The 22425-nt window shown below is 45.6% G+C and carries 23 protein-coding genes; 21 read left to right on the top strand and 2 right to left on the bottom strand.

Annotated features, from left to right (window positions below):
• The first annotated feature begins 37 nt into the window (after window positions 1-37).
• The 13 genes from atpA (at window position 38) to VB077_RS13870 (ending at window position 12718) form a co-directional block, all read left to right on the top strand.
• Window positions 38-1546 carry a F0F1 ATP synthase subunit alpha gene (gene atpA / locus VB077_RS13930; protein WP_323415861.1) on the top strand — a complete coding sequence of 503 codons (1509 nt, stop codon included), beginning with the start codon at window positions 38-40 and terminating at the stop codon, window positions 1544-1546.
• 24 nt (window positions 1547-1570) lie between these two features.
• A complete protein-coding gene (gene atpG, locus VB077_RS13925) occupies window positions 1571-2419 on the top strand; it encodes an ATP synthase F1 subunit gamma (protein WP_323415860.1) in 849 nt (282 codons plus the stop codon).
• Between the two features lie 36 nt (window positions 2420-2455).
• Window positions 2456-3853 (top strand): F0F1 ATP synthase subunit beta, encoded by a 1398-nt coding sequence (gene atpD, locus VB077_RS13920; RefSeq protein WP_323415859.1) that lies wholly within the window; start codon window positions 2456-2458, stop codon window positions 3851-3853.
• Window positions 3854-3855: 2 nt separating this feature from the next.
• Window positions 3856-4266 carry a F0F1 ATP synthase subunit epsilon gene (locus tag VB077_RS13915; protein WP_323415858.1) on the top strand — a complete coding sequence of 137 codons (411 nt, stop codon included), beginning with the start codon at window positions 3856-3858 and terminating at the stop codon, window positions 4264-4266.
• A 201-nt stretch (window positions 4267-4467) separates the two neighbouring features.
• Window positions 4468-5100 (top strand): hypothetical protein, encoded by a 633-nt coding sequence (locus tag VB077_RS13910; RefSeq protein ID WP_323415857.1) that lies wholly within the window; start codon window positions 4468-4470, stop codon window positions 5098-5100.
• A 97-nt stretch (window positions 5101-5197) separates the two neighbouring features.
• The gene (gene murA / locus VB077_RS13905) at window positions 5198-6448 is read left to right on the top strand and encodes a UDP-N-acetylglucosamine 1-carboxyvinyltransferase (protein ID WP_323415856.1); all 1251 of its coding nucleotides are present in this window, start codon (window positions 5198-5200) and stop codon (window positions 6446-6448) included.
• A 330-nt stretch (window positions 6449-6778) separates the two neighbouring features.
• Window positions 6779-7729 carry a stage II sporulation protein D gene (gene spoIID, locus VB077_RS13900; protein WP_323415855.1) on the top strand — a complete coding sequence of 317 codons (951 nt, stop codon included), beginning with the start codon at window positions 6779-6781 and terminating at the stop codon, window positions 7727-7729.
• A 94-nt stretch (window positions 7730-7823) separates the two neighbouring features.
• Window positions 7824-8453: a M23 family metallopeptidase gene (locus VB077_RS13895; RefSeq protein ID WP_323415854.1), complete on the top strand. Its 630-nt coding sequence runs from the start codon at window positions 7824-7826 to the stop codon at window positions 8451-8453.
• Between the two features lie 125 nt (window positions 8454-8578).
• Window positions 8579-8827 carry a sporulation transcriptional regulator SpoIIID gene (gene spoIIID, locus VB077_RS13890; protein ID WP_323415853.1) on the top strand — a complete coding sequence of 83 codons (249 nt, stop codon included), beginning with the start codon at window positions 8579-8581 and terminating at the stop codon, window positions 8825-8827.
• Between the two features lie 160 nt (window positions 8828-8987).
• On the top strand, window positions 8988-9974 hold the full coding sequence (locus VB077_RS13885) for a rod shape-determining protein (protein ID WP_323415852.1): 987 nt from the start codon (window positions 8988-8990) through the stop codon (window positions 9972-9974).
• Window positions 9975-10084: 110 nt separating this feature from the next.
• Window positions 10085-10828, top strand: coding sequence for a WecB/TagA/CpsF family glycosyltransferase (locus VB077_RS13880; RefSeq protein WP_323415851.1), 744 nt, complete (start codon window positions 10085-10087; stop codon window positions 10826-10828).
• Between the two features lie 83 nt (window positions 10829-10911).
• Window positions 10912-11616 carry an RNA polymerase sigma-I factor gene (sigI, locus tag VB077_RS13875; protein WP_323415850.1) on the top strand — a complete coding sequence of 235 codons (705 nt, stop codon included), beginning with the start codon at window positions 10912-10914 and terminating at the stop codon, window positions 11614-11616.
• Window positions 11617-11620: 4 nt separating this feature from the next.
• Entirely contained in the window at window positions 11621-12718 is a 1098-nt protein-coding gene (locus VB077_RS13870; RefSeq protein ID WP_323415849.1) for an anti-sigma factor domain-containing protein, read from the top strand.
• A gap of 6 nt (window positions 12719-12724) precedes the next feature.
• On the opposite strand, the gene VB077_RS13865 is transcribed toward VB077_RS13870, so the two are convergent.
• Window positions 12725-13876 carry a glycosyltransferase gene (locus VB077_RS13865; RefSeq protein WP_323415848.1) on the bottom strand — a complete coding sequence of 384 codons (1152 nt, stop codon included), beginning with the start codon at window positions 13874-13876 and terminating at the stop codon, window positions 12725-12727.
• 165 nt (window positions 13877-14041) lie between these two features.
• On the opposite strand from VB077_RS13865, the gene fabZ reads away from it, so the two are divergent.
• On the top strand, window positions 14042-14482 hold the full coding sequence (gene fabZ, locus VB077_RS13860) for a 3-hydroxyacyl-ACP dehydratase FabZ (RefSeq protein ID WP_323415847.1): 441 nt from the start codon (window positions 14042-14044) through the stop codon (window positions 14480-14482).
• Complete coding sequence (locus VB077_RS13855; RefSeq protein ID WP_323415846.1) at window positions 14479-16209, top strand: hypothetical protein; 1731 nt, start codon at window positions 14479-14481, stop codon at window positions 16207-16209. The genes fabZ and VB077_RS13855 overlap by 4 nt, the downstream gene beginning before the upstream one ends.
• Window positions 16210-16300: 91 nt before the next feature.
• Here the strand turns inward: VB077_RS13855 and VB077_RS13850 are convergent, their stop codons facing one another.
• The gene (locus VB077_RS13850) at window positions 16301-16615 is read right to left on the bottom strand and encodes a DUF2680 domain-containing protein (protein WP_323415845.1); all 315 of its coding nucleotides are present in this window, start codon (window positions 16613-16615) and stop codon (window positions 16301-16303) included.
• A gap of 100 nt (window positions 16616-16715) precedes the next feature.
• Here VB077_RS13850 and VB077_RS13845 point away from each other — a divergent pair, with 100 nt between their 5' ends.
• The 6 genes from VB077_RS13845 to VB077_RS13820 all read left to right on the top strand — a co-directional run bounded on the left by VB077_RS13845 (window position 16716) and on the right by VB077_RS13820 (window position 22251).
• Window positions 16716-17084, top strand: coding sequence for a hypothetical protein (locus tag VB077_RS13845; RefSeq protein ID WP_323415844.1), 369 nt, complete (start codon window positions 16716-16718; stop codon window positions 17082-17084).
• 163 nt (window positions 17085-17247) lie between these two features.
• Window positions 17248-18330 (top strand): glycoside hydrolase family 113, encoded by a 1083-nt coding sequence (locus VB077_RS13840; RefSeq protein ID WP_323415894.1) that lies wholly within the window; start codon window positions 17248-17250, stop codon window positions 18328-18330.
• A gap of 28 nt (window positions 18331-18358) precedes the next feature.
• Complete coding sequence (locus VB077_RS13835) at window positions 18359-20116, top strand: helicase-related protein (RefSeq protein WP_323415843.1); 1758 nt, start codon at window positions 18359-18361, stop codon at window positions 20114-20116.
• A 13-nt stretch (window positions 20117-20129) separates the two neighbouring features.
• A complete protein-coding gene (locus tag VB077_RS13830) occupies window positions 20130-20873 on the top strand; it encodes a ComF family protein (RefSeq protein ID WP_323415842.1) in 744 nt (247 codons plus the stop codon).
• Window positions 20874-20964: 91 nt separating this feature from the next.
• Complete coding sequence (locus VB077_RS13825) at window positions 20965-21258, top strand: zinc-ribbon domain containing protein (RefSeq protein ID WP_323415841.1); 294 nt, start codon at window positions 20965-20967, stop codon at window positions 21256-21258.
• A gap of 195 nt (window positions 21259-21453) precedes the next feature.
• On the top strand, window positions 21454-22251 hold the full coding sequence (locus VB077_RS13820) for a basic amino acid ABC transporter substrate-binding protein (protein WP_323415840.1): 798 nt from the start codon (window positions 21454-21456) through the stop codon (window positions 22249-22251).
• Window positions 22252-22425: the final 174 nt, after the last annotated feature.

Below are 22425 nucleotides of genomic sequence, written 5' to 3'. Positions count from 1 at the left end.
TTTTGAAGACCTCAGAAAATAGGGGTGAAAAGACAGGATGAAATTACGTCCAGAAGAAATAAGTTCAATTATTAAACAACAGATCGAACGCTATGATAATGTAACCGATGTTACGGATGTGGGTACCGTTATCGAAGTCGGTGACGGGATTGCCCGTGTCTATGGATTGGAAAAGGCAATGGCCGGTGAACTCCTTGAATTTCCTAACGGAGTTTATGGAATGGCCATGAACCTTGAAGCCGATAATATCGGTTGCGTAATCTTAGGACAGTTTATCGGCATTAAAGAAGGCGATCCTGTCAAACGAACAGGACGGATCGTGGAAGTACCGGTCGGCGAAGAAATGATTGGCCGTGTCGTAAATGCTTTAGGCCAACCCATTGACGGAAAAGGTGATATCAAGACGACGAAATTCCGTCCGATTGAGTCCCCTGCGCCGGGTGTAGTTTATCGTAAATCGGTACATGAACCGCTGCAAACCGGACTCAAATCCATTGATGCCATCGTCCCGATCGGCCGCGGCCAACGGGAATTGATCATCGGCGACCGGCAAACCGGTAAGACTGCGGTAGCTATCGATACGATTATTAACCAAAGGGGACAAGATGTGATCTGCATCTATGTTGCTATTGGTCAAAAGGCATCAACGGTTGCCGGTGTTGTTAAAACTTTGGAAGATCATGGCGCAATGGAATACTCCATTGTCGTTTCCGCGCCGGCTTCAGAGCCTGCTCCGATGCTTTATATCGCACCTTACTCCGGTTGTGCGATAGGCGAGGAATTCATGTATAATGGCAAGCATGTCTTAATTGTCTATGATGACCTCTCCAAGCAGGCGGCTGCTTATCGCGAATTGTCTCTTTTGTTGAAACGTCCGCCCGGTCGTGAAGCTTATCCGGGAGATGTATTCTATCTTCACTCTCGTCTCTTGGAACGTTCCGCAAAACTATCTCCCGAACTGGGAAGCGGCTCAATGACGGCTTTACCGATCATTGAAACGCAAGCAGGGGACGTTTCGGCATATATTCCGACAAATGTTATTTCTATTACGGACGGACAGATTTTCTTGGAAACAGACCTGTTCTTCTCCGGATTCCGTCCTGCGATCAACGTGGGTATTTCCGTATCCCGTGTTGGTGGTTCGGCACAAATCAAGGCAATGAAGCAAGTTGCGGGACAACTGCGTTTAGACCTTGCCCAGTATCGTGAACTCGCAGCGTTCGCCCAATTTGGTTCTGACCTCGATAAAATTACACAAATGCGCCTTGCTCGAGGCGAAAGAACGATGGAGATTTTGAAACAGGCCCAATATCATACGATGCCTGTTGAAGAAGAAGTCGTTGTCATCTATGCTGCGGTTAAAGGCTTAATTGACGATATCGCTGTCGATCAGGTCGGCCGCTTTGAACAAGAGTATCTGCGTTTTATGCGCTCCGTTAAAGCTGACCTCCTGGCCCGAATCCGTTCGGAAAAAGCATTATCCGATGATCTGAATGCTGAAATCGAAAAAGCAATTAATGAATTCAAACAAGGATTTCTGGCCTAAGAAAATGGGGGGTAGGTGAACGAGGTGGCAAGTATACGTGATATTCGTCGCCGGATCCGGGGCGTCCAGAATATGGAGAAGATTACGAAAGCCATGAAAATGGTGGCCGCTTCTCGATTGCGGAAATGCCAGGAAAGGGTTGTCGCTGCCCGGCCTTATACCCATCAGATGCACGAAATATTGGCTCGCCTCGCACAGGATCAGGCAGAAGCCTCGCATCCTCTTCTGGAAAAGCGACCCGTGCAAACCGTAGGATATGTAGTGATCACTTCTGATCGGGGTCTTGCAGGTGGGTATAATGCAAACATAATCCGGATGACTAAGAATTTGCTCGCGGAAGAAGCTCATGACGCTAAGATTGTTATGGTAGGGCGTAAGGGACGGGATATCTTCCGGCATGGAAAAGTCGAGATGATTTCGGAATTTGTAAATATAGGAGATTTCCCTTCATACACTCTCGCCAAGGATATTGCCCAACAAGTCATGCGCTTCTATAGAGAGGGTACTTTTGATGAAGTCTACTTAGTTTACAATGAATTTATCTCAGCTATTTCCCAAGTACCGAAGCAAGTCAAGATCTTACCGCTTGAGCAGCCTGAAGGCCAAAGCGGCGGCAAAGAATATATTTTTGAACCATCGCCTAAGGAAATCATGGACACCTTGCTTCCGAAATATGTGGAGACCATGGTCTTCCGCACTTTACTTGAAGGAAAAGCAAGTGAAATGGGAGCTAAAATGACGGCGATGGGAGCAGCGACAGATAATGCCAAAGATTTAATAGACAACTTGACGTTACAGATGAATCGGGCGCGTCAAGCGGCCATTACGAAAGAAATTTCCGAAATTGTTGGGGGAGCTGCTGCCCTCGAATAAACTGCCGGAAATACCCAAAAAGGAGGTTTCTCGCCTGTGAATATCGGCAAGATTGTGCAAGTCATGGGGCCGGTAGTTGACGTAGAGTTTGCTGCTGACCAACTGCCGCAAATCTATAATGCAGTTTTAGTTAAGAATCCTGAGAAAAAGATTGACATCACTTTAGAGGTTGCTCAACACTTAGGAAACGAAACAGTTCGTTGTGTCGCCATGTCCTCCACGGATGGCTTACAACGGGGAATGGAAGCTTCGGATTCAGGGAAGCCTATCACCGTACCGGTTGGACCGGAGACCTTAGGACGGATGTTCAATGTACTGGGTCAGCCCATTGATAATGGCGGTGAGGTAAAGGTAGAAACGACTTATCCGATTCACCGCCCCGCGCCTGCGTTTGTGGATCAAGACCCATCGACGCAGATGCTGGAAACGGGGATCAAAGTCATTGACTTGCTTGCTCCTTACGCCAGAGGAGGTAAAGTTGGCCTTTTCGGTGGTGCGGGAGTAGGTAAGACGGTTCTTATTCAGGAGCTGATCAATAACATTGCGCAGGAGCACGGCGGCTTATCCGTATTTGCCGGCGTCGGCGAGCGTACCCGTGAAGGAAACGATCTCTGGAATGAAATGAAAGAGTCCGGTGTCATTAGCAAGATGTCCATGGTCTTTGGGCAAATGAATGAACCCCCCGGTGCCCGGCTGCGGGTGGGACTGTCAGGGTTAACCATGGCCGAGTATTTCCGGGATGTTCAACATCAAGACGTTCTGCTTTTTATTGATAACATTTTCCGGTTTACCCAAGCGGGATCTGAAGTGTCTGCTCTTCTCGGACGGATGCCTTCGGCCGTTGGTTATCAACCGACACTGGCTACTGAAATGGGTGCCTTGCAAGAGCGGATTACTTCTACACGCAACGGGTCGATTACCTCTGTTCAAGCGATTTACGTTCCCGCCGATGACTTAACAGACCCGGCTCCGGCGACTGCTTTTGCTCACTTAGACTCAACTACGGTTCTAAACCGGGCCATTTCCGAGAAAGGGATTTATCCGGCGGTTGACCCACTTGATTCATCCTCTCGGATTCTTTCGCCTCAAGTCCTCGGTGAAGAACACTATAAAGTTGCACGAAGCGTACAACAAATTCTTCAAAAATATCGGGAGCTTCAAGATATTATTGCAATTCTCGGTATGGATGAACTTTCTGAAGACGAGAAACTCGTCGTCGGCCGTGCCCGCCGTATCGAACGCTTCCTGTCTCAGCCGTTCCATGTTGCCGAGGTCTTCACGGGAGCACCGGGTAAATATGTGCCGATTAAAGAAACGATCCGTGGATTCAAAGAAATTGTTGAAGGAAAACATGATGATCTTCCTGAGTCAGCCTTCCATATGGTGGGAACCATTGATGAAGCTATAGAAAAAGCCAAGAAATTGGGGGCATAAACATGGCCGGTACATTTACTTTCCATGTGGTTTCTCCGGAAGGCGATGTCCTCAAAGAAGAGGTCGAATTTGTGGTATTGCCCGGGATAGACGGAGAACTTGGAATCCTACCTAACCATGCTCCATTGATTGCGGCATTGGAAACAGGTGTCATTACCTATACGGTCAATGGCAAGAAGAAAAAAGCAGCCATCTCCGGGGGATTTGTTGAAGTCTCCGAGAACAAGGCGACAGTGCTTGCCGATACGGCTGAAGTAGCGGAAGCGATTGACGTTGAACGTGCTCTCGCCGCCAAAGAAAGGGCTGAGAAGCGTTTAGCTCAAAAATCCCCGGATACGGATATGAAGCGTGCTGAATATGCTTTTCGACGGGCTATCGCACGGCTGAATGCTGCAGATGGGAAAAACCTCTAACCGAAGATAATCATTAAGGCGCGATAAAATCAAAATCTGATTTTATCGCGCCTTTTTCTGTACTGTCGGAAAGTATAACTTTTAAAAATATTAATGATCTTTATAAGTTGGACGTTAACTTTTTCGTGCTTTGGCAACACTAATTCTATAAGGTTTTCTTTAATCCTTTGAATTAGCTTCAGACACGAGAGGAGAATAGGTTTGGCGAGACGCAACGTCCTGTTCTATGGATCCGGTTTTATCGTCTTCATTCTTGTTTTATTCGTATGTATGGGTTACGGAACCCATAAAGTAATGGCGAACAAGCAACAGAGTAAGAATCCGCCTCTATTGCTCTCTTCAGGTCTAACTGAAGTATCCGAAGCGGAGGTTCACGTATTGCTTTGGTTTGAAGGGGAAAATGATTTCGCGGGCTCTTCTTTGATTGAAGAGATACGATCTATTGCCGGGTGGAAATGGGATTATCAAAGATCAAGTTCAAACGGCGCTATAACGCTTACCGGAAGCCGACATCTAAAGGCATCAGAAGAAGCCGAAATATTGGCATGGTTTCAGCAGATTGCTAAAAGTGTTGAGTCGGAAGGGGGAAAAGCATTTTTGGATGAACGAGTTCAAGTGGGAATAGATATAAAAACATATCTTGAAAAGAATGGTTTTCAGCCTGTACAAGAGGTTTTAACAGGCAAAACGTTTTCGGTCGCAGGCAGGAAAGAAAATTTTTTTTCGGAAGTACAAGCGGGGCAAGATTCTATAAATATTCAGCTTCTTTCACGGGGTTCAGCCCAAGGAGAAAAGACGGTTTTAGCGATTCCTGTTTTACTGGAAGAATTTTAACTTGACGAACTTTGTAAGTTTTGCAGGAAATTCAGGCACTGAAGGAGAATAAAAACAGGTCAAAGTATGTTAAAACGTAAAGGGGGTGCTTCAACACTTGAGTAAACTAATTGTTACTGGCGGAAATCCTTTGGAAGGAACCATTACCGTCAGTGGAGCTAAAAATGCAGTTCTGCCAATTATCGCGGCCAGCTTGCTGTCATCAGAGCCTTTACAAATTGACGATGCTCCGCATCTTTTAGATGTTGATGTGATGTGCGAAGTTATCTGCTCTTTTGGATCCCGGGTTAAGCGGGTCGGGTCGCAGTTATTTATAAATACACCTGAAATAACAGATATCCAAGCACCCCATGAGTTGGTTTCCAAAATGCGGGCTTCGATCGTAACTATGGGCCCTTTGTTAGCGAGAACAGGGCATGTTCGAATTTCTCATCCGGGGGGCTGTGCTATCGGGTCACGCCCTATCAATTGGCATATGAAAGGGCTTGAGGCTTTAGGTGCGGAAGTTCGGATGGAACATGGTTTTCTCGATGTTCGAGCGTCGGTTTTGAAAGGAGCACGAATTTATCTCGATTTCCCGAGTGTAGGTGCCACTGAGAATATTATGATGGCTGCGGCGGGTGCTGAAGGAACGACACTCATCGAGAACGCGGCACAGGAACCGGAAATCGTAGATCTTGCTAATTTTCTGAACCAAATGGGGGGAAAGGTCCGGGGAGCGGGGACCAGCGTTATTCATATCGAAGGAGTTCATGAATTTCGCGGGGCAACACACACTGTAATTCCTGACCGTATTGAGGCAGGAAGTTATTTACTGATGGCTGCCGCTGCGGGCGGCGATGTTCTTGTTCAAAATGTGATTACAGACCATCTTAAACCTCTTCTCGCGAAGATGAATGAAGCGGGAATTGATTTTAAAGAAGAAGATGAAGGAATACGTGTCCGTGGAAATGGACATTATCATGCTGTAGATATTAAAACTCAAGTGCATCCGGGTTTCCCGACGGATCTGCAAGCTCCTTTCTTAGCCTTGCTGTGTACGGCGGAGGGGACCGGAATGGTGACAGAGACCGTTTTTGAAAACCGTTTTATGCACGTTGATGAACTCAAAAGGATGGGTGCCGATATTAAAATCGAGGGCCGCAGTGCAATCGTACAGGGGGTTGAACGGCTAACGGGAGCACCGGTAACGGCTACAGATTTGCGGGCGGGTGCAGCCTTAATTCTATCGGCGTTAACCGCAGAGGGCGAAACGGAGATCTCCGGAGTACATCATATTGACCGGGGATATGAGGATATTGAACATAAACTTAAACGAATCGGCGCTAACATCCGCAGGCAGGATTGATATAGGAAACTTAATCGGTACAAAACCATAGCATTTTCGTTGATATAGGAAACTTACTCCAATGGAGTTTCGACTCCATCTGAAGTTTAGTTGACTTATCCAGGGACTTAGCGCCACTTATCTCCCGATTAAGAAGAGGGAGTTTTAGTGGCGGTTAGTCATCGGATAAACAGTCTTTTTTAAGTAAAAGGCTGTTTTTTCTATTAATAGACTTTATACAGCTTACAAGGATTATCCGTAAGAGGTCTTATCGGTCTGATTCCTGTCATATTGGGACATCCCCGAGCATAAGGTTAAGCAAAGCTTGTACTGCGGAGAGGAGGAAGACCTTTGAAAAGAGAAGGGATAACCATCCTTGTACTTTCGCTGATTATTATTATTTTAATACCCTGGACCATTATGCGCTGGCAAAAGGAGGAGATTCCGGCGGAAGATTTTAATATTCGTGTGAAAATGTCAGATGGAAATATTGAAACAATGACTTTGGAAACATATCTCGTTGGAGTTGTTGCGGCTGAAATGCCGGCAGAGTTCGATAGTGAAGCATTAAAGGCTCAAGCTGTGGCTGCACGTACATACGCAGCCAAGAAGATGAGTCAGCGTTCAGCTTCTGATTCAGGCTATGATGTGGATACAACGGTTCAAACCCAAGCCTGGCTTTCAGAGAATGAAATGAAAACAAAGTGGGGTTGGTTAAGTTATTGGCGCTATTTTAAAAAAATCGGTGATTCGGTAAAAAGTACGGAAGGCCAAGTTCTCGTGTCAGAAGGTCAATATATTGATGCCTTTTTTCACAGCAGCAGCGGGCGTAAACCGACGGAACGTGCCGAAGAGGTTTGGAGCTCTTCACGATCATACCTTCAAAATATAGAATCAGGCGAAACAAATCAAGCTCGTTTTCTTAAAACCTATAAGTTTACACCCAGCACACTCTATCAAAAATTGGGGCTGACACGATCTCCTCAGCCTTTGGAAAATAAAGATTTTGAAATTATGAGTAAAACTGCCGCAGGGCGGGCCAAAGAAGTTCGGGTTTTAGGGACGGTTTATAAGGCTCCCCAACTGCGTACTCTTCTGGGCCTAGCGTCAACCGATATCGAATTTACAATTCAGCCCGAAGAAATACAGATTAAAACGTATGGGAACGGACATGCTGTGGGAATGTCTCAGTATGGCGCCAATGATCTAGCAAAGGCCGGAAGAAATTACAAAGAAATTCTCAGCCACTTCTATCCGGGAACACAAATCCTCTCATTAAGCAAAGGAAAAGGGAGCCCATAATTATTTTTTCCTTTCGTCTAAAGGCTATCGTATTAGGAAAGAATATGTATAGAAATATTCTTCTTAAGATCGAGCGGCGAAAGGATGAATTTACATGAATTTCCCAAGACGTTGGAAGACTACGGCTATTTATAGCGCAATGATACTAATTCTTGGTTTAACCGCTTTTACGTATGGACTGGCTCGATTAGATGGGTCCGAGGAAGCGGTTAACGGTGTAGCGGGAGTGGTTAACAGTGTAGAGGGAGCAGTTAACGGCGTAGAGGAAGTAGAAACGGTGAACCCCGAAATCACAATAACTCAAGGCCCGGATACAAATTTGCCGGTGCCACAAAAATGCGTTGGCGATTTTCCCAGCCCTGTTCAGATTGAGCCGCTGCGTGGGGTCGGTAATTACTACTCTGAAAATCTTAAGGCTTACCTTTTTCATGCCGGCGCAGATTATCCGCAAGCTGAGGGAGCCATGATACGGGCCACGCACGGGGGAAAGGTGACTTACGCGGGCGCTGACCCGATTTTGGGACAGAAAGTGGAGATTGATTGCGGTGAGAATTGGCGTGTTGTCTATGGCGGGATTGAGAATCTAAGGGTTAAGACGGGGGACGAAATCAAGGAAAACGATATTGTGGGTCAAGTCGGGTATTATTCGGGAGCAGATGGAATCAGTGACAGAACCCAGCTCCATTACGAAGTTTGGAAAGGGAATGAGGCCCAAGTTCAATAAAGTATAACAGTGCTATCCTTTTAGTTACACTATTTACCAACGAAAGACATCCGTTAAGGATGTCTTTTTTTATTTCGGATGCATATAAATGTATAAAATTCCGGGTAAAAGAAGGAGGGCTCAGCGTGCAAGAATATATCCGCAAGCGGGTACTCGACATTGGAAACTATATCATGGAATCCAGTGCCACAGTAAGGCAAACCGCTGATGTTTTCGGTGTTTCAAAGTCTACAGTACATAAGGATGTGACAGAGAGATTACCTCTCATTAACGAGAAGTTGGCGATGGAGGTAAAACAGATTCTTGAAAGCAACAAAGCGGAGCGTCATATCCGCGGCGGAGAAGCAACACGGAAGAAATACCAAGAAATTTGATAATTTAGAGGGATGAAACAAATAAAAATGGGTTATTACTTAAAGGAATTAGAAAATTTTTATCGAATAAGATAATGTGGTATATTATGTATAATCTCCCGTGATGGGAGATTGTACTTTTGCTTATATAGGCACGAAAAAGAAAGGGGTACCTCCAAGAATGTTCGGAATTGATTTAGGAATTGACCTAGGAACAGCGAGCGTTTTAGTCTATCTTAAGGGAAAGGGCATTGTTTTACACGAACCTTCCGTGGTGGCTATTGATAAAAATACAAATAAGCGAATCGCAGTGGGTGAGGATGCCAGAATGATGCTGGGACGGACTCCGGGCAATATTGTCGCCGTTCGTCCGATGCGTGATGGGGTTATTGCAGATTATTTAACCACAGAGCTTATGCTTAAGTATTTTTTGGAGAAGGCAGGCGCACGCAAAATACCGTTCTTCAAAACCCGTGTTGTCGTTTGTATTCCCTCCGGTGTTACAGAGGTTGAAGAGCGTGCGGTTAAGCAAGCCGCTTATCAGGCAGGCGCAAGACAGGTGCAAGTGATCGAGGAACCTTATGCGGCGGCATTAGGGGCAGGTCTTGACATTGCCGGACCTGCGGGAAATATGGTCGTTGATATCGGAGGAGGAACTTCCGATATTGCGGTTCTTGCTTTGGGGGGAATTGTGACCAAACAAAGTCTTCGCGTGGGTGGAGACAAATTTGATGAAGCGATTATCCGGCATATCCGCCGGGAGTATAACTTAATGATTGGAGAGCGGACAGCGGAAGAAGTTAAAATTGCCGTAGGGACTGCGATTCCGGAAGGACGTCCCGATAATTCCGAAATTGATGTGCGTGGGCGTGACTTAGTTACCGGATTACCCAAAACGGTTACCGTGAACTCCAAGGAATGTTACACAGCACTCGAAGAATCGGTGGAGGCCATTGTCGGTGCCGTCAAAGAGGTGCTGGAGCATACTCCTCCTGAGCTCTCCGCAGACATTTTAAACAAAGGAATTGTGATGACAGGCGGGGGTTCAATGGTTTATGGATTTGATATTCGTTTGTCCCGAGAAACAGGACTGCCTGTGAGCTTAGCCGAAGATCCTATTTCATGTGTCGCGTTAGGCACCGGTAAGGTTTTAGATCATAGTTTTTAGACGAATAGGCTGAAAAAGAAGATAAAAGACCCGAGGTAAGAGGTTCCTTTGAAACGTAAAGCTTTCAGAGGAGCAATGCCCTCGGTTCTTTTTTGCAAGGAGAGGTTATTGTGCGGACTGAAGTTCTGGGAGTTAAAATTGATAATTACACAATCCAGGAAACGGTAATGCGCATTCGGGAAGCAGTTGAGAAAAAGGAGCAGACTTGGGTTGTCACTGCAAACCCTGAACTCATTTTTGCCGCAGGCCGGGATGCACGGTTAAAACAATTAATTAATCGAGCACAAATCGTTACTCCGGACGGAGTGGGGGTAGTTTGGGCCGCTAAGCGCTTGGGGCATCCTCTGCCTGAGAGGGTAACGGGGATTGATCTGATAGAATCTTTATTTCCTGTGGCGGCAGAACGGAAGTGGCGCATCTTCTTTTTAGGAAGTAAACCGGGGGTTGCAGAGCTGGCAGCGCGTAAAGTTACGGAGCAATATCCGGGGATAGTCTGTCAAACACAGCACGGATATTTTCAACCTGAAGAGCAGCCTGAAATAATTGAAAGGATTCAAACGTTTCAGCCCCAACTCTTATTGGCCGGCTTAGGAGCGCCGCGCCAAGAATTTTGGATTGCTTCCCATTTAGATTTGGCGACAGTCAGTATTGGAGTGGGCGGAAGCTTCGATGCTTTGGCCGGGTTAAATAAAAGAGCGCCCCAATGGATCAGAAATATTCGTCTGGAATGGCTCTATCGCCTGCTTAAACAGCCTCAACGCATCAAAAGACAAATGGTATTGCCCAAATTTGCCTGGCGAGTGATCAAGCAGGGAAAAAAAGAAGAGCAAAATCACACGCGTCGATCAAGGTAGGGAAATAATCATATCGAGAAATAATGATTTTACCGACCGAAAATATTTTATTAATACGTATTGCTTAAATAGGAGGATCGAAAATGCCCGAGTGGGAACCGGAATGGCCATGGCAAAGGATAAAAGACGAGCCTTCGGTCAGGGAGGATTTCTTAAAGGAGTCCCAACCCTTTATTCGTCATGTCACCAATCAGGTTTGTCATCGAATATTGGATTGGGGCAGGGATGAAGAATTATCGGAGGCTCTGATTGCTTTTAACGAAGCCATTGATCATTATGAGGAAAAACGAGGGGTTCCCTTTTTAGCGTATGCCCGATTGCTGATTAAACGTCGACTGATTGATTATTATCGGCGGAAAAAATTAAGGGCCGCTTTGCCGCTGGATCAAGAGGATGTAGGACAGGCCGTAGAGATTCATATGGGTGTGCAGGAGTTCCGCGAGAAGGAACAAAATCTGGAACGTGCTTTAGAGGTCCAAGAATATGCTAAAGTTCTCGAAGAATATAACTTAAAATTTAATGATATTGTAAAGGTTTCGCCTAAACACCGGGATACCCGGGAGACCTTGCTTCGAGTGGCTAGAATATTAGCGGATGATCCAGAATTATGGAGTCAGGTTGAACGGAAAAAGAAAATTCCGATGCAAGCTTTAGCTTTGAGGAGTCAAGTACACCCCAAAGTTTTAGAAAGAGGAAGAAAGTTTATTTTAGCTGTGGCGGTTTTAATTGCCCATCAAAATGATTTTATATATTTGCGTGAATATGTACTTCCTGATCGGAAGGGGTGAGGGAATGAAGGCTGTAGTTTTAGAGAAAAAGGATACAATGGTTACAATATTAGCAGCGGATGGATCGTTTCAAAAAATAAGATATCGAAAGCCTGTGGGGGTCGGTTCAGAAATTGAATTGGCGAAAATCCATCAGCATCGACCGAATTGGCGGGTTATTACAAGTGTGGCCGCAATCTTGATCTTCACTTTGATCGGCTCGATGAGTTGGAGTTTCTATCAGGCAACAACGGCTGTAGCCATGATTTCGGTGGATATTAATCCCAGACTGCAGCTTACCTTAAATCAAAAAGGAGAAATAATACAGTTTGAAGCGCTCAATTCAGATGCCGAAGATGTCGTGAAGGGTCTGGAATTAAAGGGGAAATCCTGGGATCAGGCTCTTGAAAATATTATCGAGCAATCTGTCACCCTAAACTATTTGAATTCCGATCACAACTGGGTCTTAGTCGGATATTCTCCCCTAAAAGAGGGAAAAGAAGTCCCGAAAGGGGTAACCTCGGACGATATTGCCCAGAGTATTGAAAGTGCGGCCCAAGCCGAAAAAGTTAATCCAAATTTTGCAGTGTATCAGCTCGGTGCTGACGAACAGACACAAGCCAAAAAGCAGGGCTTGACTTTGGGAGAATATGCCCTGATCAATACGGCCAAAAACGCAGGAATCCAAGCGGAAAACAGTACGGTTAAAAGTACGGATGAGCGGGTTAACCTTCTTGAACAGCCGCAAGTGCAGGAAGAGCTGACCAAGAAAAATAACGGGGTTTCCATCCATAAAGGATCGCTTGGGGAAGGCAGCAAAGCGGAAAGTGGGATAAAGGGTAATTCCAAGCAAATTAAAGGAAATAGCAATGGCATTCAATCCAAAGATCGGTCAAAAAATAACGCCCAAGACAATAAGCAATGGGGCAAAGAACAAAGAAAGCTTGAGGAAATAAAGGACGGGAATCCGGATAAACAGGGAGAGCGGGGAAGTCAAGGCAATCAGGATGAGCAAGGAGAACGAAGAAGTCAAGGAAGTCGGGTTGAGCAAGGAAACCAAGGGGAACAAGGGAATCAAGATGAACAGGGAAACCAGAATGAACAAGGAAATCAAGGGAAATAGACAGCATCAAAAGCGCTTGTATGGCTTTTTGAACTGATTTGAGCAGAGAATTTCTTCATAGAAGTTCTCTGTTTTTTGAATCATTTGGTCGATGCTAAAGGTTTGATAACGGTCAAGTTCGGATTGGATGAGTTTTTGAACAAGCAAGGGATGGGTAAGGAGGGTCTGGCAGGCTTCAGCTAGGGCGATGGAATCTCCGGGCGGTACAAGCAGGCCGTCGATACCTTCACGGATAACTTCAGGGATACCGCCGACATGCGAAGCAATTATGGGAAGATGAGCTTGCATGGCCTCGAGCAGAACAAGCCCCATTCCTTCACTAAGTGAGGGTAAGATGAAAAGATCCATTGCCGGAAGGGCTTGAAACCCCTTAGGAATAAAGCCGGGCAGTGTATAGGAAATCCCGGCTTTTTTTAGGCTGTTTTCCAGGACTGAACGGAGCGGACCTTCCCCAATAATAAGAACGTGGAGGTCGGCAAACTCAGGGAGAAGTCGGGACGCGGCTTCAATCAAGGTTTCGAGTCCTTTCGTGGGATGCAGGCGGGCGATGCTTCCGAGAACAATGGCTTGGTCGGGAATCCCCCATTTTTTACGCAAAAGTCTTCGTTGGTTTTGCCGATAAGATTCGTCCTTCATTTGAACTAGGGGTTGGATACCATTATAAATCGTGCGGAGGTTCTTGCCGCCGCGGGAAGCAACTTCACGAGAGAGGGCTTCAGAAACCGTGATCAGTCCTGAAGCAAGGGGTAAGGTCAAACGGTCCAACCCAAGGGCAACTAGGGCTGCTTTGGGTGAAAGATAATCTTGGCCTAAGGAACTGTGATAGGTGCTGATAACGGGGATCTTGGCCCAGCGTCCGGCCAGACGCCCAAGAAGATTAGCTCTTGACCCATGAGTGTGAATCAGTGCAAATTTCTGGCGGCGAAGTTCAGCGAGAAGACGGGGAAGAGGGGAAAGGTCGAGGGCATGTTTCATCGGCAAGCGGAGCGTAGGGATCCCAAGCTCCTCGGTCAGGTCTGCAAAGGGACCATCAATGAGAGAGCCGGAGGTAAGGCTGAAATAAGCGGGGTTTAATCCTTGGAGAAGGGTTAAAACATGTTGTTCAGCTCCTCCGATTTCCCCGCCTCCAATTAATTGTAAAATAGGGTAATCTGCCACCCGAATCCTTCCCTTCCGGCCAAAACTTCGATATACTAAGGACAATCACCGTAGATGAAGATATTTGAATTTTTAAGATGTATTCAACATTTAGGTTAAAGGTTAGTCTATATTCACATCATAGGGAATAGTATTCTGATATGCAAGTCTGGGAGGAAAATCAATATGCTCGACAGTAAAGAAATTCAAGCCATTATTCCGCATCGTTATCCTTTCCTATTAGTGGATCGCATTGAAGCGTTAGAGGAGGGAAAACGAGCCGTAGGGATTAAAAATGTTTCCGCGAATGAACCCTTTTTTCAAGGGCATTTTCCGGGTTATCCTGTGATGCCGGGGGTACTGATTATGGAAGCACTTGCCCAAGTAGGGGCAGTTGTACTCTTAAAGATGCCTGAATATGCAGGACATATCGCTCTCTACGCCGGATTGGATGAAGTCCGATTTAAGCGCCAAGTGGTTCCGGGAGATCAACTCCGCTTGGAAGTCGAACTTCTAAAAATGAAGCATGGTATCGGGGTTGCCGAAGGTAAAGCTTATGTCGGTGAAGAACTTGCGGCACGGGGCATTATGAAATTTGCCGTAGGACCCATGCAAGAAAAGCAATGATTGGGACAACCTTAAATCGGGGCAGCAAAGCCGGGGACAGCAAAGTGCTTTCCCCGGCTTTTTTCTTAGGCTTGAGCCTATTGGCTCATGGCACATTCTTTCCCCAGGAATGGCTGCTGCTCGGGGCGGGGCTTGCCTTTCTCCTTTCGTGGCAATCATGGAAAAGCTCAAGAATTAATGGGCTTCGCGTATCGGAGGAAAATGGGATTTTATCAATAACCGATGTTTTGTTGTTCACCCTTGTAGGGCTTTCGTTGCTTGGGTTATGGCATCCGGTTAAAAGCAGTGAGGGATGGATGGATGCCGTACGTTGGGGTACCTTGTGGATGATTTATCATCAGGCCCGGAAAATACCGAACGGTTTAGAACAGGAAAAGATGTTATCCTGGATCGAAAGGTTTGGCGTTTTACTGGCGGTTTTGGCATGGCTCAAGCTGTTTAACTCATGGTTTCAAGGCCAAGGTTTTTTTTCCGCAGGGACGGAACGGTTGTCATCCCTCTTTGGGTATCCCAATGCCTTGGGCGTTTATCTGGCTGCGGTTCTTTTGCTGCGACCGCGTTCGAAGATCACTCAAGCTCTGCTTCTTCTAACACTTCTTAATACCGGTTCACGCGCCGCTGTTTTTTGTTTTCTTATGGTTTGGGGTGTACAGGTGTTGATAAGGAGGCGGCGGGCGGGAGGCGCCTTCTCGAGTCTTCGTAAGGGTGTGCTGGGTGCAGTTATAATCATTTCGTGTTTGTGTCTGACCTGGGTGCTTAATCCGGGAACTTTCCAACGTTTATTGAATTGGGGAATCGAAAATTCTTTAGGGGAGAGAATTCTCTACCTTCTGGATGGGTTAAAATTATCATGGAGTAATCGGGGTCTACCTCGGGCGGGGGGATGGTTTGCATTCCCGCTGGTTCAAACGATTCCTTATTGGACGAGCGATCCTCATTCGATATGGATACGGGTCCTTTTAAATCAAGGGATTTTCGGAGTATCAGCCCTGCTTTTTTGGATGATCCTTATCTTAAAAAAGATAAGGGGAGGTTATAAACATAGACCTAAGGATATATCGTTGTTGAGTCAGGAGGATGGGGATAAACGGTTAGAGATTTTTAGTGCTCTTTTCTTTTTAGGTTGGCATGCGATGATTGATGCGGATTTTTTATTTGGGTCATTGGGAATCTTATTTTGGATTCTGTGGGGAATGTTCCTTCCGAAGCAATTAAAAAAGGATTTTCATCTTTCCAAATTGAAGAATATTTTAGCGGGATTATGCTTTCTGGTTCTGGCCTTGATCCTTTTAAGGGCTTGGGTTTATCCGCAATGGCTTGACCCCCAGAAATCCATAGAGCAGGAAATGGTTAAAGCGGAAGGAGATAAACAGCAATCTCTCGAAATTCTTAAGAAAAGTTTAGATCAAGATCAGACACAGGAAAAGGTTAGGCAAGAAATTGCCAACTTAGAGCTTGAGCTTTACGGAGCAGGAGGATTAAAGGCCGCAGAACAGGTGCTCGCTTGGGAAAAATTCGATATTCATACATATGAATGGCTTCAAGGACGGGCCATTGAAGAGGCGGAGAAATGCCGAGGTACAGATCCTAAAGATGCCCTCATCCTCTACCGGTGGAGTGCATCATTGCCCTCCCGTTTGGAAGCGGCAAGCCTCCGGCCATCGGAGCTGATGAAGCTTTTAAAGGGTACGGCTGAGGAGGGACAGCTAAACCTCCCTGATCCATGAATTAAAGGGCTGTTTTGCGACAGCCCCTTGGGGAGAAGTTCCAGTTACACCCATCGATAGGCATATTTAGAGATCAATCATGCTTAAAGATTTAGGGTTTGCATGGAGAAGGATTTTTATGGGGGGCATGTTTCTTTCCAAAGCCCGTGTATTGCCCATTAGCAAAGTTCTCTTCCATCTTCTTTTGGTGTTTGTCAATATGGGTTTTGATGTCGGCCGCTTTTTCTTTGTCGATCAGCCCGGCTTCCAATTGTTTGTCGACGATTTCCTTTTTCAGCGTAAACATTTGCTGGTTTAAGGCTTTAAGCTCGTCGATTTGGGTTGCTGTCGGAGCGGCTAGACATGTTCCGGCACCAAAAGTCAGAAAAGCTAATGTCAGCAAACTCACTGCAAATTTTTTCAGCACTTGCACTCCTCCTTATCCATTTTGTTTAACTGGAACATTCATTAGATTGCCCAATTGTCCGGAAAATCATTTAAAAGCCGATAAAAAGGGAGTGAAGATAATGCCTTTTGTAGGTATGGTCGTTTTGATTCTGGTATTTCTTTTTGCTTTTCTTAAAAGCGAAAAAGATCATTTTAAGTATTCGAAGACTTTTCTTGTTCTTGTGATTGCGAGTATTGCGGCCAATATTAGTTTAGCCCAGAATTATTCCCAAAGCCTGACAAGGGCTCAGGAGGGAATAGCAATCTCCAATAAAATTGCAGCTTGGATTATTACAGATAGTGGCTGGGGTAAGGTTTGGTCACTGGAATTGTTTAAAAAGGCCTACGATATTTCAACACTGATCATGGTTGCTTCGGTTACCCTCTTTTTTATTTTCCTTCTGCGTGAGTTACGGACGCATAAAATAAGTAAAGGTTCTAAGCGCTGAAGAAGGTCTAACGATTTTTTAGACTGGAGGAAAGTATAACCTTTGGTAGTATACTTTCCTCTGGCATAAGTTTTGGCGGATAAATTTGAAGAGCAACTAAGCTTCCTGTAAATATTAGAGGATAGAGGATGTGAACCGTTTGAGTCATAAGACACGAATACTTATGATCAGTATCGCCGTCGTATTGCTGATGACGATTTTCGTGAAGGTAATTCTAATCGATAGTGTCTACGTCAACCGGCAGTATGAGAAAAATAAAATCATTACGCCTTATGGCGAAAAGATTAAATCGGGAAATCTTTCCGTAGATTATACGATAGAACAGGTGATGACCGATATTGAGCAGCTTGGACTGAATACGGTCAATGTCCCTGTACAGATTGATATAGATTCGTTAACAGCAAGCACGATGACTGTGAATCCCGAAAGTAAAGAGAAAGCCATTCAACTGATCAAAAAGTTAAGATACAAAGGAATCAATGTCATTCTAGAACCTTATCCGTTTATTCAGAACGGAGAACTCTATGAAACCCAACTGAATCCTTCTGATATTAACGAATGGTTTTGGAATTGGAAACAAATCGTACTCGGTCCGCTGATCCACGATATTGCCAAGCCTTATAAAGTTTATGCCTTGTGTTTAGGCTCAAACTATGACCAGTTTGAAGATAAATACGGCTATTGGAGCGATGTGGCAGATTTTGTCCGGTCGAATTATCAGGGACGGATCACGTATAAAACAAACTGGTGGTATACCGCCGAGTGGGACAAACAAAAAAATGCAAAAGTTGGCAGTTATCCTTTGAAGTTGAATAATCCGATCCTGGGCAAAGTCGATTTTATTTCGGTTGCCGCTTATTTTGAATTAACGGATAAAGAAACAAATACCGCCGAGGAATTGGTAAGCTCTATTTACAGAACATCAATCTTTGATCGGCACCAGAATGTTTATGCCGAACTTAAAAACCTCTCCGAGCAATGGAATAAACCCGTGCTTTTTGGTGAATTAGGTTTTCCGAAAAGGAATGGGGGAGCAGTTCATCCCTGGAATCCTATTCCTTCGACTGTTGTCAACGAACAGGAACAAGCCAACGGATTTCAAGCCTATAAAGAGGTATTTGCCAAAGAACCTTGGAATTTAGGATTTTCGGTTTTTGCAATCGGCAAAATCGACGAATTTAAAAATTATTATCCGAGCGATCAAAGCAAAGCGATTATTAAAGATTGGTACCAAACGGCACAGTAAAGGGTGAAAGGGATACTGGGTGAAAGAGATGCTGTTTTACCTTATCAGAACAGATGCAGGAGAACTGTCTGTTTCTCCGATTGTTCAAGCGGACAAGCCCTTCTCTGCGCACGAAATGCTTTCGCCGGGGCTGCCCTTTAATCTTGCTCAGGGTTTAAGCGAAATTCTAAAGGCGGAACAGTCCAAGGCGGAACGGTCCAAGGCACAACAGTCCCAAAATGAGAAAAAGGAAATTTTGAAGTTCTTACGTAAACATTCAGACCTGAGAACTTTGGACTGGCATTGGGTGAGATTGCCGTTGGCAGAGGGAAAGCTTGAGACTGCGAAGGCAGCCACAGTTAATGAGGTTAATGAAGTTAATGAAGTTAATGAGCGTAATTTTACCTCCCGTATTCAAGGAAGGCAGCTTTCCGAAGCGGACTTACAACGCTTAGCCAACGAAATGGGCCTTAATCTTAAGGAAGTGATTCAGCTCTGTCAATTATCGGTTTTAAAGGGTCAGGCGGAATGGATTCCCGCAGTGAAGAAAGAGAAGCAAGGCTGGCGCTGTATGCGCTGCGGGGAGACAAAGATTGAGGAATGGCCCAGTATATACGGTTTGGCGGGGACATGCCCCTCCTGTGCGGCCTTGGGAGCGTTGAGTTCGCTGCAGGTGCTGTACCGAACGTTAGAACCTTGCCCAAATGACGGGGGATCTGAGGCCAACAGAAGACCGGGGGTCAATAGAGAACCCATACGCTTTGCTCCCCATTGGGCCTTAAGCCAGGCTCAAGAAAAGGCGAGCCGGGAAGTGCTGACTTTCGTGTCAGATGAAACGAGCAGGAAGCTTTTGCTTTGGGCGGCGTGTGGGGCGGGAAAAACCGAAGTTTGTTTTCCGGCGGCGGCCCGGGCTTTAGAAAAGGGGCTTCAAGTTCTTTTTGCAGCACCCCGTCAAGATGTGGTTCTGGATGTGGCTCCTCGTCTCAAGCGGGATTTCCCCGGATTAGACATAAGCGTATTGACCGGAGTAAGTACGCGGCGCTTCACCCCGGCTTCCTTAGTTTTAGCGACAACTCACCAGGTTTTACGCTTTTATCACGCGTTTGATCTGATTTTTATGGATGAGGTCGACGCTTTCCCCTACTATGGAGATGAAGCGTTAGCGTGGGGACTGCAGCAAGCCTTAAAACCCAAGGGAAAGATAGTGTATTTGACTGCGACTCCCTCTCCGAAAAATATAGCCGAAATTCAAAGTAAAGAAATGGAACTTGTTCGTTTGCCGGCCCGGCATCATCGCAAGCCTTTGCCGATTCCGGAGTGGATTAAATCCTCGGTTTTCGATGGGAATGACGGCTCAGATGAACTGAATCAATGGATAAAGTCACTTGCCCAATGCGGGCCTGTTCTTATTTTTGTTCCTAAAATCTCCTGGGTCAATGTCTATGTCAAAAGGCTGCAGGCGATGTTTCCCGAATGGATCATTGAGGGAAGCTACAGCTCGGACCCGGAGCGGCGAGAAAAAATCGAGAAGCTCAGAACAGGGGGATATTCCGTTTTTGTGACGACCTCCATTCTTGAACGGGGAGTAACGGTTCCGGATGCCCAGGTTATTGTCCTCGAAGCAAATCATGACATTTTTGATGAACGGGCACTCGTTCAAATGGCGGGGAGAGTGGGACGAACGCGAGAGAACCCGCAAGGGCGGGCTTTGTTTTTGGCCCGTCGGAAAACTCCCGCTATTCAAAAGGCGATAGATTGGATTCAGGAGCAAAATAATCTTGCCTTAGAGCAAGGACTCATTGAGTAAAGGAGGAACCTCTTTGCCCGAAATACAAGAGACTTGGGAAATCGTTAAACACCTTTGCCGCTCGCTGTTATACGAGAAGCAAGAGAATTGTATCTTGTGCGGTAAGGCTGACGGGCCGGTTTGCTCAACCTGTGAGGGAGAGTATTTTCATCCGGAATTGGGACGCTGCCGACAATGCGGAAAGTTGATAGTGAAGGAACACCCTCTTTGTTTGGATTGTCGTGAAGGACGCGGCCCTAAGGGGATGGACAAAGTAGCGGCTTGGGGTCACTATACGGGAGCATGGCGCGATTTTATCCATACCGTTAAATTCAAATCACAGCCCTATCTCCTAGGGAAGATCGTACGCCCTTTGGCGGATTGGGCCGTAAATTGCTTACCGCCGCCGGATGCGCTTATGCCTGTTCCCATGCATTTTGAACGATTAGCGGAGAGGGGTTTTAACCAATCTTCGGTGCTCGCCTCAGCCCTTCATTGGGATTTGGGGGTACCTCTGGTTGAGGGATTAGAGCGAATAACTCCGACAACACCGCAAGTGGGATTAAACCGCCGGGAACGTTTACACAATTTGTCAGGCACTTTTACCCTTTCGAGAGCGGGAAAGAATTGGGGTGTTAAGGGAAGACGAATCTGGCTGATTGATGATGTGGTAACGACCGGGGCTACTTTGGAAGCCTGTGCTCACGTTCTGAGGGAACAAGGGGTTGGGGAAATCTATGGCCTTACCTTAGCTGCAGGACTTGAAGGAGATAAATAAAAAAATTGTGTTTACTTAAGCCAATAAAATGCTATAATGACATTGGATGGGCGTAAGTCTATTACATTTTTTAGGTAAGGGGATTATCTTCATGGCGTTTCAAGACAAAGAACTCGTTTGCAAAGACTGCGGGGCTACTTTCATTTTCACAGTGGGTGAGCAAGAATTCTACGCAGAAAAAGGTTTCGAAAACGAACCCCAACGTTGCCGCGAATGCCGCAATGCTCGTAAGGCTTCTCGCAACAACTCTGAAGGCCGTCAACGCGAAATGTATACTGTTGTCTGTGCAGAATGTGGAGTCGAAACACAAGTACCATTCCAACCAACTTCTGATCGACCCGTTTATTGCCGCGAGTGCTACCAAAACCATCGCGTAGCTCGCTAATCGGTAATATACGCGAACATAGAGAGGCATTGGGTTAACCCAATGCCTTTTATATTATTCAAATTGACGAAAGATTCCAGAAACTCATATATGCAGTTGCATGAATTTATATACATGGGTATAATTACGACATAATATTTTAAATAGGGAATCAAAGGTAATTATAGTTCAAACTTGAAAGGGGAAAAAAGGAAGATGAAGAAACTAATCAAAATAGGGATTGCCGGTGTCTTAGTTTTAAGCTTATTGGGATTAGCGGGATGCGGGGAATCTCAATCGAATGGGACAGCGCAGAAGGGTTCAAACGCTGCAAGTGAGAAGGTACTTAAAGTGGGTTCGGATATCGCTTATGCTCCGATGGAGTACATGAATGAGAAGCAACAGCCGGAAGGGTTTGAAGTTGATTTGATGACGGCTATCGGCGAAGATATGGGCTATAAGGTTGAGTTTCAAACAGCCGCCTTCGATGGTTTAATTACATCGCTGAACGCCGGAAACTATGATGCTGTCATTTCTTCGATGACGATTACTGAAGAGCGGGCGAAGAGTGTTCAGTTTTCGGACAAGTATTTTCAGGCAACTCAGTCCCTTGCTGTAAAACAGGGTTCCCCGATTAAGAGTGAAGCCGATCTGAAAGGGAGAAAAGTAGCGGTTCAAGTGGCAACAACAGGTCAGGAAGTTGTTGAGAAAATGGGGATAACCCCACAAAAATATGATACCGCACCCGATGCGCTCAATGACTTGATCAATGGCGGCGTAGAGGCCGCAGTTATCGATTCGCCGGTTGTTGCCTATTTTATCAAACAAAATCCGAGTAAAAATATCGTCACCGTTTCCGGAAACTTTGATAAGGAATACTACGGAATTGCCGTTAAAAAGGATAATAAGGAGTTAGCGGATAAAATCAATACTTCATTGAAAAAGCTCATCGACAATAATAAATACAACGAAATTTATAAAAAGTGGTTCAACACTGATGCTCCAAAGCTTTAATTTAAGTGGCTTGCCCGATTATCGTTTAATCGGGCTTTTTATTATGGGCTTTAGCCTGTTGAGCGCAGCGAAATAAAAAACCACCTGCTATGCGGGTGGGGATCCAAAAGTTATACAAAAAAAAGCACCTTTCCGTTAAAGTAGAGTTGTTCAAGCTACTAAATTAACGGAAAG

Origin of the sequence: Desulfitobacterium sp., assembly GCF_034927245.1 — a bacterium.
Lineage (GTDB): Bacteria > Bacillota > Desulfitobacteriia > Desulfitobacteriales > Desulfitobacteriaceae > Desulfitobacterium_A.
This window is presented reverse-complemented; position numbering and strand designations above follow the sequence as displayed.